Below are 14,100 nucleotides of genomic sequence, written 5' to 3' on the forward strand. Positions count from 1 at the left end.
AATATGCGTTTAAAAAATAAAGTAGCCATTGTAACTGGCGGTGCCCGTGATATTGGCAGAGCAGTATCTCTAAAGCTTGCCGTCGAAGGTGCTAAAGTTGTGGTTAACTATTTCCAGAAAGAAGAGGATGCGAAAGAAACTCTTGCCCAGATAAAAAACAATGGCGGAGAGGCTATTGCCGTATATGGCGATATGACCAAATCGGCAGATGTGACCAGCCTTGTTGATAAAACCCGTGAAGCCTTTGGCGAGGAAATTCATATCCTCATCAATGTCGCGGGTGGCTTAGTGGCCCGCAAAGCAACATTAGAAATTGACGACGAGTTTTGGGATCTGGTATTCAACCTGAATGTAAAATCGGTATTCAAGGTTTCGAAAGCCGTATTACCTTACATGCCTTCGGGCGGTGCTATTGTCAATTTCTCATCCCTGGCGGGAAGAGATGGCGGCGGACCGGGTGCTTCGGTTTACGCCACAGCAAAAGGTGCTTTAATGACCTACACCCGTGCTTTAGCAAAAGAATTAGGACCTAAAGGTATCCGTGTAAACGCGGTTGCGCCGGGTATGATCGCTACCACCTTCCATGATACATTTTCGAAACCAGAAGTGCGTACCAATGTAGCTAATGCCACCCCATTACGTCGCGAAGGGAAGGCCAGTGAGGTTGCCGATCTGGTTACTTACCTGGTTAGCGATGAATCAAGCTTTATTACGGGCACCAATATTGATATTAACGGCGGTTTGGCATTCTCTTAGTCACAACACACCCTTCCAAATTGGAAGGGTGTGTTCATTGATTTTTCCGCGCCACATTGGTTACACGTTTTCCATTTGAAACCTTTTATCCGTAACTTGTACTATTCAAACAAGTTATGGCAACAATAGCGCTACACAGTACCGCGGGCAAATGGATTATGGTTTCGGCCATACTGGCTTCGGCTATGGCCTTTATTGATGGCACGGCCCTTAACGTAGTACTACCCGCCTTGCAGCAAAGCCTCAACGCCAGCGGTGCTGATCTTTTCTGGATCCTCAACGCCTATCTGCTCATGCTGGCCTCGCTTATTTTGATCGGAGGTTCGCTGGGTGATAAACTTGGCCGTAAAAAGATCTTTATGGCGGGTATTTTCATCTTTATAGCTGGTTCTGCAGCTTGCGGAATCTCGACAAGCGTTTTGCTCCTTATCGCGTTTCGTATTGTTCAGGGCATTGGTGGCGCGCTCATGATACCCGGCAGCTTATCACTCATTTCATCATCTATCAACGAAAAAGAACGGGGTAAAGCTATCGGCACCTGGTCGGCTTTTACAACCGTAGTAACCATGGGTGGCCCCGTATTGGGCGGCGCTTTAGCGGATGCCGGGCTGTGGCGATACATCTTCTTCATCAATGTACCTATTGGGATAATTGCTCTCCTGATGCTCGCCTTTAAAGTGAAAGAAAGCAAAGACGAAGATAGCGACCATACCATTGATTACCCCGGAGCCATAACCATAGCGCTCGGGCTGGCCCTCATTACCTTTGGTTTTTTGCGAATCCCGACCGTTGGCTTTCACAACTGGCAAGCTTATGGCTCATTAGCATTGGGCATGCTATTGCTTATCGCCTTCATCATCATTCAAGCCAAAAGCAGGCATCCTATGATGCCTTTGCAACTCTTCGCCAATTTAACATTCAGCGGCGCAAATCTGCTCACCTTATTCCTGTATGCAGGTTTAGGTTCGGGCATGCTGTTCCTTTCGCTCAACATGGTGCAGGTACAAGGCTACAGCCAATTACAATCCGGACTAACATTTTTACCCTTTACGGTGATGATGATCAGCTTGGCGCGATACGCCGGCACCCTCGCCGATAAATTCGGACCACGCCTACTCCTCATCTGCGGCCCCGCCGCCGCCGGAGCAGGCTTACTCATGCTCTCCTTCGTTAAACAAACCAACGGCCCTGCTGACTATTGGACAACCTTTCTACCGGGCATTATCGTCTTCGGCTTAGGCATGTCGTTCACCGTGGCTCCACTAACTGCCGCCGTAATGGGTTCCGTAAACGATCGCTTCTCCGGAACAGCATCAGGCGTGAACAATGCCATAACGCGTATTGCCAATGTTTTCGCAAACGCCATATTCGGCGCATTGGCAGTGTTGTTCTTTTCAGGGGCCTTATCGCAGCAGCTCAAATCCCTGCCCATTGATGCCAGCCAAAAGCAAATCATCATGGCCCAATCCGTTAACCTTGGCAATGCCAAAGTACCAACTATTATAAATAAAACAGGTAAAGCTAAAATAGAAAACACCTACCATCAAAGCTTCATTTCCGCTTACGCCAGCATCATGCGCATCTCGGCAGGTTTAGGTTTTTTAGGGGCTATCATGTCCGTCATTTTTATCCGGAACAATGCCATCAAAAAAGAATAACCGCAATGACAAATTATGCCTGCCTGTCGGCAGACAGGGGTATTTATGGGTGGTTTCAATTACCTAAATCGTTATGCTGAATTAAGTTCAGCATCCTACTTGCTAAGTCTGCAACCTGCTAACCTTACTAATCAAAGTAACAAAATACTGTGTCCGCCAATTAGGGGGGGGGTAAAAGTAGGTTTATTTTCAACTACGCCAAGTTCTTCGTGAACAAGCGCTGTGCTCCTATAAAGATACGAAAATTCCACCAGGTTCCGGCATTGATCACCCTATCCGCTTATAAAAATCAGCTTTAAACGTGTCCGATATCGGTATCAGTTCCTCTCCAATCCTGATTCTGTCGCGTTCAATGGTTTCTATCTTACCCAACGCAACAATATACGATTTATGCACCCGGCAAAATTGTTTGGCAGGTAACTCTTGCTCCAGTTCGCCGAAAGTCTGCAAGGTCATTATCCGCTTTTCGGTGGTCACTATACTCCGGTAATCCCGCATCCCTTCAATAAAAAGAATATCTTGCAGCTGTACCTTCTCAAGCCGGTACTCGGTTTTGATAAAGATGTAATTCCTGGTTTCTGTCTGGTTTTGCAAATTCAGTTTATCGTAAACTTTGCCTATGGCCTGTAAAAAGCGCTCAAAGGTAAAAGGCTTTAATAAATAGTCGGATACATTAAGCTCAAAACCTTTCAGCGCGTATTGGTCAAAAGCAGTAGTGATAATAACCTCGGGCCGCTTGGTTAACGATTCCAGTAATTGAACCCCCGTAAAACCGTCCATCTGTATATCCAGTAACAGCAAGTCAATTTTCTCGGTTTTGATCAGGCTAATGGCATCAAAAGCATTATCAATACATTGTACCAAGTTCAAATATTTAACTTGTAAAACATAGCTTTTAAGGCGTTCCATGGCCAGCGGCTCATCCTCAATAATTACACAGTTAATGGTCATCGGCACGTATCATTAAATTCACGCTAAACAAGTTGTTTTCTTTACTGATGGTTAGTTGATGGTTACCCTGATAAAATAGGTTTAGCCTGTTGTTGATCAACTCCAAACCCAAACCACTGTTGGGCTGCTGCAAAGCCTGGGTATTATCAAACACATTCACACAGCTAAAATTGATCTCATCGCCATTAATGTCGATCAATATTTCAATAGCATCCTCCACCTTTTTATTGGTCGAGTGTTTAAAGGCGTTTTCAACAAAGGGCATAAATATCATAGGCGCAATATACAATTCATCAATGTTGCCTTTAACCTCAAATTTAACAAAGTTGGCATTTGATGTCCGTATTTTTTGCAGATCGATGTATTGTTCAATACCTGCTATTTCCCGTGAAAGCGGTATAGTTTCTGCCGGACTTTCATAAAGGGTGAAGCGCAGCAGGTCAGATAGTTTTTTCAGATAGATCGAAGCCGTCTCCGCATTCTTCTCAATCAATATATCAATGTTATTCAAGGTATTAAACAAAAAGTGCGGGTTAATTTGCGCCTTTAAAAGTGCCAGTTCCGTTTGCAGGTTCCGGTTTTCCAGTACCTTTTTATAATGGATATCGTTATACCAGGCAATAAAGCCCCTTAACATAGATCCGGTTATACCTAAAGCCATCAATTTGAAAAATATTGCTATATCGTTTACAACATTAAGAGGGTATTTATTAGTAACCTTACTTAAAGCAGTAGGTAAGTTAAAGCTACCGGATAAGATATGACTGGCTGTGACATTAAATAAGCATATGATCAACCCGGCAATAAACCCCGCATACACAAAGTTTTTGATCCGTTGATTGTTGAGATACCGGGGAAATAGGTAAAAATAAAAAAAGTAAAATATGGCTGCATCTGCAATAATAGATATGCCGCTGTTTAACCCACTAAACAGGTAATAATCCCTAACATTAAAAGTGGCGTTAGAGGGGCTGGTCAGTTTTGAAAACACATAAATAAACGAGATTGGCTGAAACAAATAAGGTAGCCAAAAAACAATATGGAAAATTGCGATGTATGATTTTTTCATGCTCTTGTTAGATTAATTTAAACATGATCAAAAATCAATTTTCATAACGCATTCAAAATATCTATTCTGCAAAATGGCTAAATCATCCTGCAAACCAAAGGATTGTTTCTTCCGGTCTTCCAGACTTTCCGTCTTTCAGGCTCCCTTTACCCCAATCTTCCTATCACCACAAACTTCTTAAAAACCTCTTCCGTGTGTGGGGCATCTTTTAATTCATCCGTTAGGTCTTGCCCAGCCCAGTGCTCGTAGTGTTTACCATTGCGCCATAAGCGGCTCTCGGTAACGTCATATATCATACCCAGATAAGCAACCCATATTTGCGGCTTATCCTGCCCGTTGCGTAAAGCCAACTGGCTCTTGGTATATATTGGTAACTCAGTTAGCATTCGCAACTCCCTTCTTCCTCAAATACTCAAAAAAAGCAATATTCATCAGCAACAAGGCCATGCAATAAAAATGATCTTCCAGCGGTATGGTACCTATCCGTTTGCCTAAATTTTCGGCATTGTTATATAGCACCACAGGTATTGATGTGAGTAAGCCATTTATTACATAAAACGGTATCAGTGTGATCGCGTAAGCTAAAAAAAAACGATTGAGCCATTTGGCCTTCAAAACAAAAAAAAGGTAAAAAAGTAATGGCGTTAGCGTACCGAAAGTAACCAGGGTGTACAACCTGTTATAATTGAAGCAACAGTTTAAAATACCGTAAACTATGGTAGCGCCACATATGGCACTTACAATAAAATCGGCAGGTTGCCATTTAACGTAATACCTTAAACACTCATAAATAAAGATACAGGCAAAGGGTACCGTTAAAAAAAACAATACCTCTTCAAGCGGGAGCTCAAAAAATGTGATGCCCAAAATGTAATTGGCATTAAAACTCCATACCCCTTTCACGGTAAACAGAACATCCCATATCAAAAACAACAAACCGGTAATGCCCATACCCGGCCAAATAAATTTCCAGCTTTTATAAAAAGCCACCCGCTTATCAAACGATAATACCAGCGGAAAAAACACCGTAGCCAAATTAATGAGCAGGTAAGTATACTTCGTCATAAGGCTGTTAATTGTTTATGGAGCTTTTCGTTTTCGGCTGCGGTGCAGCGTTTGCTACCTATCAAAAATTTAATGATACTTATAGTGAGTTCCCTATCTGCCGTTCCGTAGTTTTTCCGGCTAAGCTGCGCTATCATATCCTCTCTATCGCTCACCAAATTTTTATTAAAGCCTAAAAACCCGGGCACATTATGCTGTATAGAAAATCGCATAAACAGTATTTCAATATTATGCGGATCAGCGTCAACAGCTTGCTGCATTAACTTTTCGGATGTGTCGAGATATTTGATCTTACTGTAGGGGTTCCAGCTATGTTTGGCCTTCAAAGCATCAAGGGCGCCCATATAGGCCGTAGTTAAAGCCGTTTTATTAGGTAAATGATTGAGCGCGTTATAAAGTGAATCGGTAGTTTTGCTGCTGCCGATAGCGATGATCAGCTTTTTACGAAGCAGCTTCAAGTCTGATTGCTGATTATCGGCATGGCCCAGGTTCCAGGTGCCTATTAAAGCTATCGCTAAAAAAAATGCCCTCATATCGTATTAAGCTTCTGCTTTAGCATAGCCTTAAAATATAAAGCCGTTTTATGCATGTTTGATACCCGTATCCGTTTTTGCAAAATAATATGGGCAGGTGTGCGCTTTATTTTTTTAAACAGTTGCAAATAGTAAATATAAGCAACATAAACACCCAATTTAAACCCATTGGGTAATTGTTTAATGCCTGCAAAAGCATCGTCAAAATCGGTTTTAATATTAGCCTCTATCTGCTGTTTATCATGCTCGGTAAAACACTTAAAATCAACACCGGGGAAGTAGGTGCGGCCGCGTTCTTCATAGTCCGACCGGATATCCCTCAAAAAATTGATCTTCTGGAAAGCCGCGCCTAAACTCCGCGCCTGCGGTAAAAGCCTCTGGTAAAGCGCTGTATCATTCTCACTAAATACCCGCAAGCACATCAAACCAATAACCTCTGCCGAGCCATACACGTACTTCTCGTAGCTTTCCTTATTATAAGCCGTTTTATCCAGATCCATTTCCATGGATAGCAGGAAGGCTTCTATCAGTTCTTTTTCTATATGGTACTGATTAACTATATGCTGAAATGATTGCAGTACCGGGTTCATGCTAATACCCTGCTCAATTGCAATAAAGGCTTCCTTTTTAAAGTCGGCGATCAACTGTAGTTTATCATACTCGTGAAAAGTATCAACAATTTCATCCGTATAGCGCACAAAACCATAAATAGCGTAAATGGCATATTGGTAACGCTTATCAAACGCCCTGATGCCTAAACCAAACGAGGTACTATACTGGTGGGTAATTACTTTACTGCACTCAAAGCAGGTTTCGGTATACAGATCCATTTTATCAGCCATGCAGTTTACAAACTTATAGATAATTGCGCATTAATTATGTACAATTAGACTCTCAATCAACATGGCTCTCAAATATTTGTTTAATTTGCCCTGCGAATTAAACATGAATAAACCCCAAAACATTATTGTAATAGGCGCCGGTTTTGCCGGATTGTCCGCCGCATCGGTATTAGCCAAAGCGGGCCACAAAGTTACCATCATCGAAAAGAACGACCAGCCCGGCGGCCGCGCTCGTGTTTGGGAAAAGGATGGGTTTAAGTTTGATATGGGGCCAAGCTGGTATTGGATGCCCGATGTTTTTGAAAACTACTTTGCCCTTTTCGGGAAAAAAGTGAGCGACTATTACCAGCTCACCCGCCTCGACCCAGGCTACCGCGTTTACTTTGGTGATGATGAAGAGATAGACGTACCGGCCAACATTGAAGCCCTCGAAGAGCTATTTGAGCAGATAGAGCCCGGCAGCAGTGCCAAACTCCAGCAATTCCTGATCCAGGCCAAATACAAATACGAGGTTGCCATGTGCGATTACGTATTCCGCCCTTCCCACTCCATTACCGAGTTTATTGATCTGCGTTTGATCCGCGAAAGCTTTCGTATCCAAATGCTTAGTAGCATGAGTAAGCATGTACGTAAGTATTTTAAAAACCCTAAGCTTATCAAAATACTGGAGTTCCCGGTGTTATTTTTGGGCGCAACCCCGCAAAACACCCCGGCCATGTACAGCCTGATGAACTATGCCGATCTAAGCCTCGGCACATGGTACCCCATGGGCGGCATGAACGAGATTGTAAAAGCAATGGTAAGTCTCGCTACAGAATTAGGCGTCGAGATCAAACTTAACACCGAAGCCAGCAAAATAAACGTAAGCGGTAACAAAGCCCAAACCATTGAAACTAATCAAGGCACTTTAACCGCCGATTTCATTATAGCCGGGGCCGATTATAAATTTGTTGATCAGCACCTGCTGGATAAAGCGCACCGCAACTATACCGAAAGCCATTGGGAAAGCCGCACTATGTCGCCATCAAGTTTGGTTTACTTTATAGGTTTGAATAAAAAACTCAAAGGCATTACACACCATAATTTATTTTTTGATGAGGATTTTGACCTCCATGCCCACCATATCTACACCGATCCGCAATGGCCGGATAAGCCCCTATTCTACGTAGCCTGCACCTCACAAACCGACAGCTCCGTTGCACCCGAAGGCTGCGAAAACCTCTTCTTCCTGATGCCCCTTGCCCCCGATCTGCATGATGATGAGGAAACACGCGAAAAGTATTTCAACATCATGATAGACCGCTTTGAGGCCATCACCAGCCAAACCATCCGCGAAAGCATTGTAGTAAAACGCAGCTACGCCCTCAACGATTTTAAAAACGATTATAACTCGTACAAAGGCAACGCTTATGGTTTGGCCAATACCCTTGCCCAAACCGCCTTTTTTAAACCCAGCATGAAAGCCAAAAAAGTAAAAAACATGCTGTATACCGGTCAATTAACGGTACCCGGGCCAGGCGTGCCACCTGCTTTAATATCCGGACAGGTAGCCGCTAAGGAGGCTATTAAGTTGATGAGCGGGAAAAAGTAATAGGTAAGCACACATTTAATTCGCATTTTCCATTTATGAAAAATATTCAGTAACTTCATATTAATCAAACCCTTACCATCATGAAGTTTTTAAAAATACTATTAATCATTATTATTGTGCTGGTTGCTATTTATTACGGAGTTGGCGCATGCTTATCTAAAACCTATACAGTAACCGAATCTATCACCATTAACAAACCCGATAGCGCGGTTTTTAAAACCGTTGCCGATTTTAAGGAGTTTGCCAAATGGAACCCCTGGTTTGAAAAAGAACCTACCGCGGCAAGCAAAATTGAAGGTACTATGGGCGCTCCCGGCTCAAGCATTTACTGGAACGGTAAAAAAATAGGTGAAGGTAAAATGGAAATAATTAGCCTTGAACCCAGCAAAACCATATCCGAAAAGTTAACCTTTATACAACCATACCAAAGCGAATGCACTAATAATTTTTCTTTCGCTCCCGATGCAGGTGGCACCAAAGTAACCTGGGCAATGGACGGCGTAAGCCCAAACATCATGTCGCGTTGGATGATGATGGTATTTGCGGGCGCTGTACACGATGACTTTAAACACGGCTTACAAAACCTTAAAAAACAAATGGAGGCCAACTAAAAAGGTCTTTTCGGTCTTCCGGACTTTACCGACTTCCAGACAATATCCACAAACGGCAAATGGCCATCCTTTTCGGGATGGCCATTTAACTATATATATATTGAGTTTATGTGCTAAAATTAATCTTCGGCGTAGATAGGTTTTTTAACCCCATTATCATAAGCCTTCAAATTCTTTTTCAACAGTTTACGTGCCACGTGTATACGTGTTTTAACTGTTCCTATAGGGATCTCCAAATGATCAGCAATCTCGTGATATTTGTGCCCGTCAAAATACATCGTGAACGGTACAAAATAATCTTCGGGTAGTTTATCTAAGGCACGTTTAATATCGTCCATCACAAATTTAGCTTCGCCTTGGTTTTTAGTTGAGCTAAAAACTAAGTTTGGTGATGATATCTCATCGCTCTTAGTAACAAAAGTGCTCATCTTAACAAAACGACGGTAGTTGTTGATGAAGGTATTTTTCATGATGGTATATAACCAGCCTTTTAAATTGGTACCTTCTTTAAACTTATTATAATAAGTTATTGCCTTTAACATTGTATCCTGAACAAGGTCGTTAGCATCGTCTGCATCGTGTGTAAAGTGAAGTGCATAAGACCTCAAAGAACCTGCCTGACGTAGTACCATTGTGTTAAACTCAATCTTTGTCATAGTGTTAATGTTTGTGTGAAGTATTAAACAAACATAGTACCGCTTTATGTGTATGATGGGGTTTACTATGGTAGCCTTAGCGGGACAAAGCACTGAACCAATTATCAATCGGGTACAAAAACAGGCTAAGTAACTACCATACAGTACAATGACAATCAATAAATAAAAGTTTATTTAAACCGAGATAGGGCATATTAGTCAAAACAGACCAATAAAAATGTGTATACTTTTCCAAACAATTGTGAAAAACTATATAATATTTACTTCACGCTCCAGCATAACGCCAAATTTAGTATACACACTGTCTATGATTTGCGACGAAAGACCGTACACCTCTTCGCCCGTAGCGCCGCCATGATTCACCAGCACCAAAGCCTGGTTTTTCCAGGTACCCGTATTGCCTACAACTTTACCCTTCCAGCCACATTGCTCAATGAGCCAGCCTGCCGCCAGTTTGATTAAACCATCCCCGGCAGGGTAATTCACCACATCGGGGTATTGGGTTTTAACAGGCTCAAATTCCGTTACCGGGATAACCGGATTTTTGAAGAAACTCCCCGCGTTACCAATAGTAGATGGATCGGGCAGTTTAGATACACGGATATGCGATACCACCTGCGAAATATCTTTTATAGTAGGGTTAGTAATGCCCCTGTTATTCAACTCCTGCTCAATAGCGCCATACCTTGTATTGATACTAGCCACCAGCGATAAATGGAATTTAACACTTACTATAATATACTCACCTTTTTGCTGTTTAAATATACTGTCGCGATACCCAAACTGGCAGGCAGCTTTATCAAATGCTTTAAACGTTCCGGTTGCAATTTCAAAAGCCCGGCAACTATCAAACACATCTTTCAGTTCCACACCATAAGCCCCGATATTCTGGATAGGCGATGCTCCTACCGAGCCTGGTATCAAACTCAGATTCTCCATCCCTGCAAACTCCCACTTTACAGCATAATTCACCAGATCGTTCCAAACCTCGCCCGCGCCAGCTTCTATAAAAACATCAGTATGGTTAATGCGATGCTCAATACCACGGATATTCATCCGGATAACTAAGCCATCAAAGTTTTGTGTCAACAATAAATTACTGCCGCCGCCCATTACCAACCGCTCAATGCCTTTCCATTGTGGGTCCATAAACAGTTCCACCAGTTCATCCTCATGGTTGATCTCTACAAAATACCGTGCGGAAGCATCAATACCAAACGTATTAAAATTTTGAAGTGAAATGTTCTCGTGGATCTGTAGCATACTAAAAAAAGATCAAAAAATAATGGTTCAAAGTTTTGTTGCGTTCATCCTTCAGCAAAAATTGTTTGGTCAGGTTTTCGTTCGGATAATTGTCAAAGCTTTTCAACAGCTTAAACGGGATATTATTTTTAAACAGGTTCTTCAATAATGTATCCTCAACCAAAACAACCTCGTTTTTGTTTTTCTTGGCGATAACCGAATCAATGTTAACAAAGCTAACTGGCCTGTTAGTGTAAAACTCAAAGGCATCGGGCACTTCAAAGGATGCTATCACCTTTTTATCGGCATTTACATTTTTATTAATGTAGTGAGCCGCATTAACATCCCCTTTGTAAAATAGCAATACACGGTAAATTTCAACTATAAGATAGGCATTAACGAATATGGCTACGCCACAGGTAAGTAAAAACACTTTCCTGACCACTCGTTTTCTGAAAAAAGACCCAAACAGAGTACCACACATACCACCCGCAAAGGCTGTATAACCTCGCATGTTAAGAGGGATATAAAAATAAAATATCAAAGCCCCAACCAGTATCATCAGCACAATACAAGTGACATACTGTACAATTATAAAGACCTTCGATTTACCATCATCAAAAACCTGCTTCACATAAACCGCCGTGATGATAGCGAAAAACGGAAATAAAATATTGGTATAAAACGGTAATTGAAATTGCGATACAGAAAAGATGATGAGCATCAGCAACGAGCCCGACAAGGTTATATACTCCACCAAAACTACACCTTTCACTATCTTTTTAATGCTGATGAATAAGCTATAGTATAACAAAAATGCCCAGGGCGCAAACGCCCAAAGCAGCGTATGCAAAAAGAAAAAGTAATCCCTATCCGGGCGAATAATGTAACCTGTGTTGCTAAACCGCCCAAACTGACTATCCCACAAAAACCATTTGATGCCTGATACATGGGTATGGTTAAACACTACCTTTTCGGGATGGATATCAAACTGTATATATAAGGTATAGATCTCGGGCAGGGTAAACAGGGCAACCAATACAACAGCCATTAGCCAACGCCATTGAAACAGGCCCTTAAAATCCTTTTTAAACAGGTAATCGCCAATAATAGCGAAACCTATGGGGATAAGAAGGTAGATGCCTTTGGTCATCACCGCGCAAGCGGCGAATAAGGAAGCGATCAGCAGATCGGCTATGCTAAACTTTTCTTTCAGCTTGTAAAAGTGATAAACACTCCCCATCAGCAAACCCATAATATAAGGCTCGGCCCTAACATCGGTGTTCGACATGATGGTATGCTGCGCCGTTAACAGGATCAGTATCGCGATAAGCGCGGTATCAAAACCGTAAAACTTTTTAGCCAGTTTATAAGTGTACACAACCGACATGAAATAGAACAGTAAACCCGGTAGCTTGTAAGCCACCGTACCCACGCCAAAAACCTTAAAGCTCAAAGCCACCATCCAAAACGGGAAGTGCGGTTTATCCAGCCAATCCTTTCCCCGATAAATCAGATCAGTATAGTTATGGCTCTGCACCATATTACGGGCTATCAAACCATATAAGCCAGGGTCGTTCGTAAAAAAATCGGTAGTGATACCGGCTATATTAATAGCAATAGCCAGCACAAGCACAATAAGCCACGGTCGTTTTTCAGCTGTAAGAATATCTTTAAAGCTTGCGCCGATTGCGGGTACAGAAAGGTTAGGATTATCTACGCTCATTGATCGGCCAAAAATAGCGAAATAACTTATAAAGCAGATCGCCCTATTTGCCCGACAGGTAGTTTTTTATTTTCTTGAAAAAGTCTTCCTTACGGGGAGCGTTCTGCCCGTCGTGCGTAATACCGTTCCTTAAATGATGATCAAGCTTTTGAGCATATTCACGAATGTTTGGATCGCTATCCAGCTTCATTTCGCTGATAAACGGGTTGGCATACTCGCGCAAGGCTGCATTTTTCGATACCGTATAATACGAGCCTGTTTCTTTGGCATCTGTATTTACATTGGTAGGCAACTCATTATTCTCGCTAAACAAATCAATGTGATATATCTTAGGATTCAGCTTTTTAAGCCGCTTGGTTCCCTTCCGTTCATTGCGCCAGGGGTGCTCTTTGTATTTAAGCTGCTCCATCAAAAACGATTTTTTCCAGATGGATATTTGGTGCGACATGAGATACTCACTGGCCGCGTTATCCAACAAACCTACCGATAGTCCATTTATTAATTCGCCCGTGGGGTTGGTACGATTAACCTGATTACTGGATAGTTTAAACAGATCGGTATGTTTAGTCAAACTATAATCAATAATTTTATTAATGGTCTCGCCGCTTACGGGCTTATTCAGCCACATATCCTCTTGCATGTAAATGATGTAGTCTTCAGATATTTGCTTTAAACCATTCAGCAGCCTGTGGCTCCATTCGCCTTTACCCGTTTTCAAATTTTTGAACAGACTTGATTGATACTCCTCAACCTCCGTCAAAAAATAGTAGTTGATGTCAACATCGCCGTATGGCCAGTTCTTTTTAAAAAAGTAGGCAAAGCCCGGGTACAATAGTTTGTACCTGTCGCAAGTGTGAACTATGAGGGCGATGTTTTTCATTATCTAAAGGTAGAAAAAAGAACTGTGCGATTGCTTCGTACCTCGCAATGACACCTATTTTTTATACTTCCTCTCTGTTATTAGCAACCCAAACTCTTCAGCCGGTTCTTTCTCCATCGATTTATGATGCATCTTATGCGCCCTCCGAATATTCTGCAAATACCTATTATCACTTTTAAAAGCCTTAAACCGATTATGGATGAACCAATCGTGAAAAACAAAATAGATGATACCGTAGGTGCTAATGCCAGCGCCTATCCAAAAGCGATAATCTAAATTCAAATGTCCAAGCCACATCAGCCATAAGGCAAAGGCTGCGAAACCAAAACTGAATATATCATTAAGCTCCAACCAACCACGTCGCTCCTGATGGTGTGTTTTATGGATAAACCATAGTGGGCCATGAAATAAATATTTATGAATAGCCCACGAGAAAGCCTCCATCCCAATGATGGTTGAAATTAAGATAGCTATATTGAATAAAACTGTTAACATTAAATAATCTCCGTAATATAAAAAC

Annotated in this window: 15 protein-coding genes; 4 read left to right on the forward strand and 11 right to left on the reverse strand. The window is 42.0% G+C overall.

The window, feature by feature from the left end:
- Positions 1 to 3 precede the first annotated feature (3 nt).
- Both ABIN91_RS03350 and ABIN91_RS03355 read left to right on the forward strand, forming a co-directional pair.
- The gene (locus ABIN91_RS03350) at positions 4 to 756 is read left to right on the forward strand and encodes a glucose 1-dehydrogenase (RefSeq protein WP_348048434.1); all 753 of its coding nucleotides are present in this window, start codon (positions 4 to 6) and stop codon (positions 754 to 756) included.
- Between the two features lie 116 nt (positions 757 to 872).
- A complete protein-coding gene (locus ABIN91_RS03355) occupies positions 873 to 2,414 on the forward strand; it encodes an MFS transporter (RefSeq protein ID WP_348048436.1) in 1,542 nt (513 codons plus the stop codon).
- 267 nt (positions 2,415 to 2,681) lie between these two features.
- Here ABIN91_RS03355 and ABIN91_RS03360 read toward each other — a convergent pair whose 3' ends face one another.
- The 6 genes from ABIN91_RS03360 to ABIN91_RS03385 all read right to left on the reverse strand — a co-directional run bounded on the left by ABIN91_RS03360 (position 2,682) and on the right by ABIN91_RS03385 (position 6,874).
- Complete coding sequence (locus ABIN91_RS03360; RefSeq protein ID WP_348048438.1) at positions 2,682 to 3,365, reverse strand: LytTR family DNA-binding domain-containing protein; 684 nt, start codon at positions 3,363 to 3,365, stop codon at positions 2,682 to 2,684.
- On the reverse strand, positions 3,355 to 4,434 hold the full coding sequence (locus ABIN91_RS03365) for a sensor histidine kinase (protein ID WP_348048440.1): 1,080 nt from the start codon (positions 4,432 to 4,434) through the stop codon (positions 3,355 to 3,357). Before ABIN91_RS03365 ends, ABIN91_RS03360 begins: the two co-directional genes overlap by 11 nt.
- A gap of 146 nt (positions 4,435 to 4,580) precedes the next feature.
- A complete protein-coding gene (locus ABIN91_RS03370) occupies positions 4,581 to 4,820 on the reverse strand; it encodes a cytochrome b5 domain-containing protein (RefSeq protein ID WP_348048442.1) in 240 nt (79 codons plus the stop codon).
- Positions 4,810 to 5,499 carry a lycopene cyclase domain-containing protein gene (locus ABIN91_RS03375; RefSeq protein WP_348048444.1) on the reverse strand — a complete coding sequence of 230 codons (690 nt, stop codon included), beginning with the start codon at positions 5,497 to 5,499 and terminating at the stop codon, positions 4,810 to 4,812. The genes ABIN91_RS03370 and ABIN91_RS03375 overlap by 11 nt, the downstream gene beginning before the upstream one ends.
- A complete protein-coding gene (locus ABIN91_RS03380; RefSeq protein ID WP_348048446.1) occupies positions 5,496 to 6,032 on the reverse strand; it encodes a hypothetical protein in 537 nt (178 codons plus the stop codon). The genes ABIN91_RS03375 and ABIN91_RS03380 overlap by 4 nt, the downstream gene beginning before the upstream one ends.
- Positions 6,029 to 6,874 (reverse strand): phytoene/squalene synthase family protein, encoded by an 846-nt coding sequence (locus ABIN91_RS03385; RefSeq protein ID WP_348048448.1) that lies wholly within the window; start codon positions 6,872 to 6,874, stop codon positions 6,029 to 6,031. Before ABIN91_RS03385 ends, ABIN91_RS03380 begins: the two co-directional genes overlap by 4 nt.
- Positions 6,875 to 6,977: 103 nt before the next feature.
- On the opposite strand from ABIN91_RS03385, the gene crtI reads away from it, so the two are divergent.
- Entirely contained in the window at positions 6,978 to 8,465 is a 1,488-nt protein-coding gene (crtI, locus tag ABIN91_RS03390) for a phytoene desaturase family protein (protein ID WP_348048450.1), read from the forward strand.
- Between the two features lie 80 nt (positions 8,466 to 8,545).
- A complete protein-coding gene (locus ABIN91_RS03395; protein ID WP_348048452.1) occupies positions 8,546 to 9,076 on the forward strand; it encodes an SRPBCC family protein in 531 nt (176 codons plus the stop codon).
- A 119-nt stretch (positions 9,077 to 9,195) separates the two neighbouring features.
- Here ABIN91_RS03395 and ABIN91_RS03400 read toward each other — a convergent pair whose 3' ends face one another.
- From ABIN91_RS03400 to ABIN91_RS03420, 5 genes are all read right to left on the reverse strand, one after another.
- On the reverse strand, positions 9,196 to 9,732 hold the full coding sequence (locus tag ABIN91_RS03400) for a sigma-70 family RNA polymerase sigma factor (RefSeq protein ID WP_348048454.1): 537 nt from the start codon (positions 9,730 to 9,732) through the stop codon (positions 9,196 to 9,198).
- A gap of 249 nt (positions 9,733 to 9,981) precedes the next feature.
- Positions 9,982 to 10,995, reverse strand: coding sequence for a UDP-N-acetylmuramate dehydrogenase (gene murB / locus ABIN91_RS03405; RefSeq protein ID WP_348048456.1), 1,014 nt, complete (start codon positions 10,993 to 10,995; stop codon positions 9,982 to 9,984).
- 1 nt (position 10,996) lies between these two features.
- Positions 10,997 to 12,700 (reverse strand): glycosyltransferase family 39 protein, encoded by a 1,704-nt coding sequence (locus tag ABIN91_RS03410; RefSeq protein ID WP_348048458.1) that lies wholly within the window; start codon positions 12,698 to 12,700, stop codon positions 10,997 to 10,999.
- Between the two features lie 43 nt (positions 12,701 to 12,743).
- A complete protein-coding gene (locus ABIN91_RS03415) occupies positions 12,744 to 13,580 on the reverse strand; it encodes a hypothetical protein (protein WP_348048460.1) in 837 nt (278 codons plus the stop codon).
- A gap of 54 nt (positions 13,581 to 13,634) precedes the next feature.
- Complete coding sequence (locus ABIN91_RS03420; RefSeq protein WP_348048462.1) at positions 13,635 to 14,075, reverse strand: sterol desaturase family protein; 441 nt, start codon at positions 14,073 to 14,075, stop codon at positions 13,635 to 13,637.
- Positions 14,076 to 14,100 lie beyond the last annotated feature (25 nt).

The organism is Mucilaginibacter sp. (genome assembly GCF_039921305.1).
GTDB lineage: Bacteria > Bacteroidota > Bacteroidia > Sphingobacteriales > Sphingobacteriaceae > Mucilaginibacter.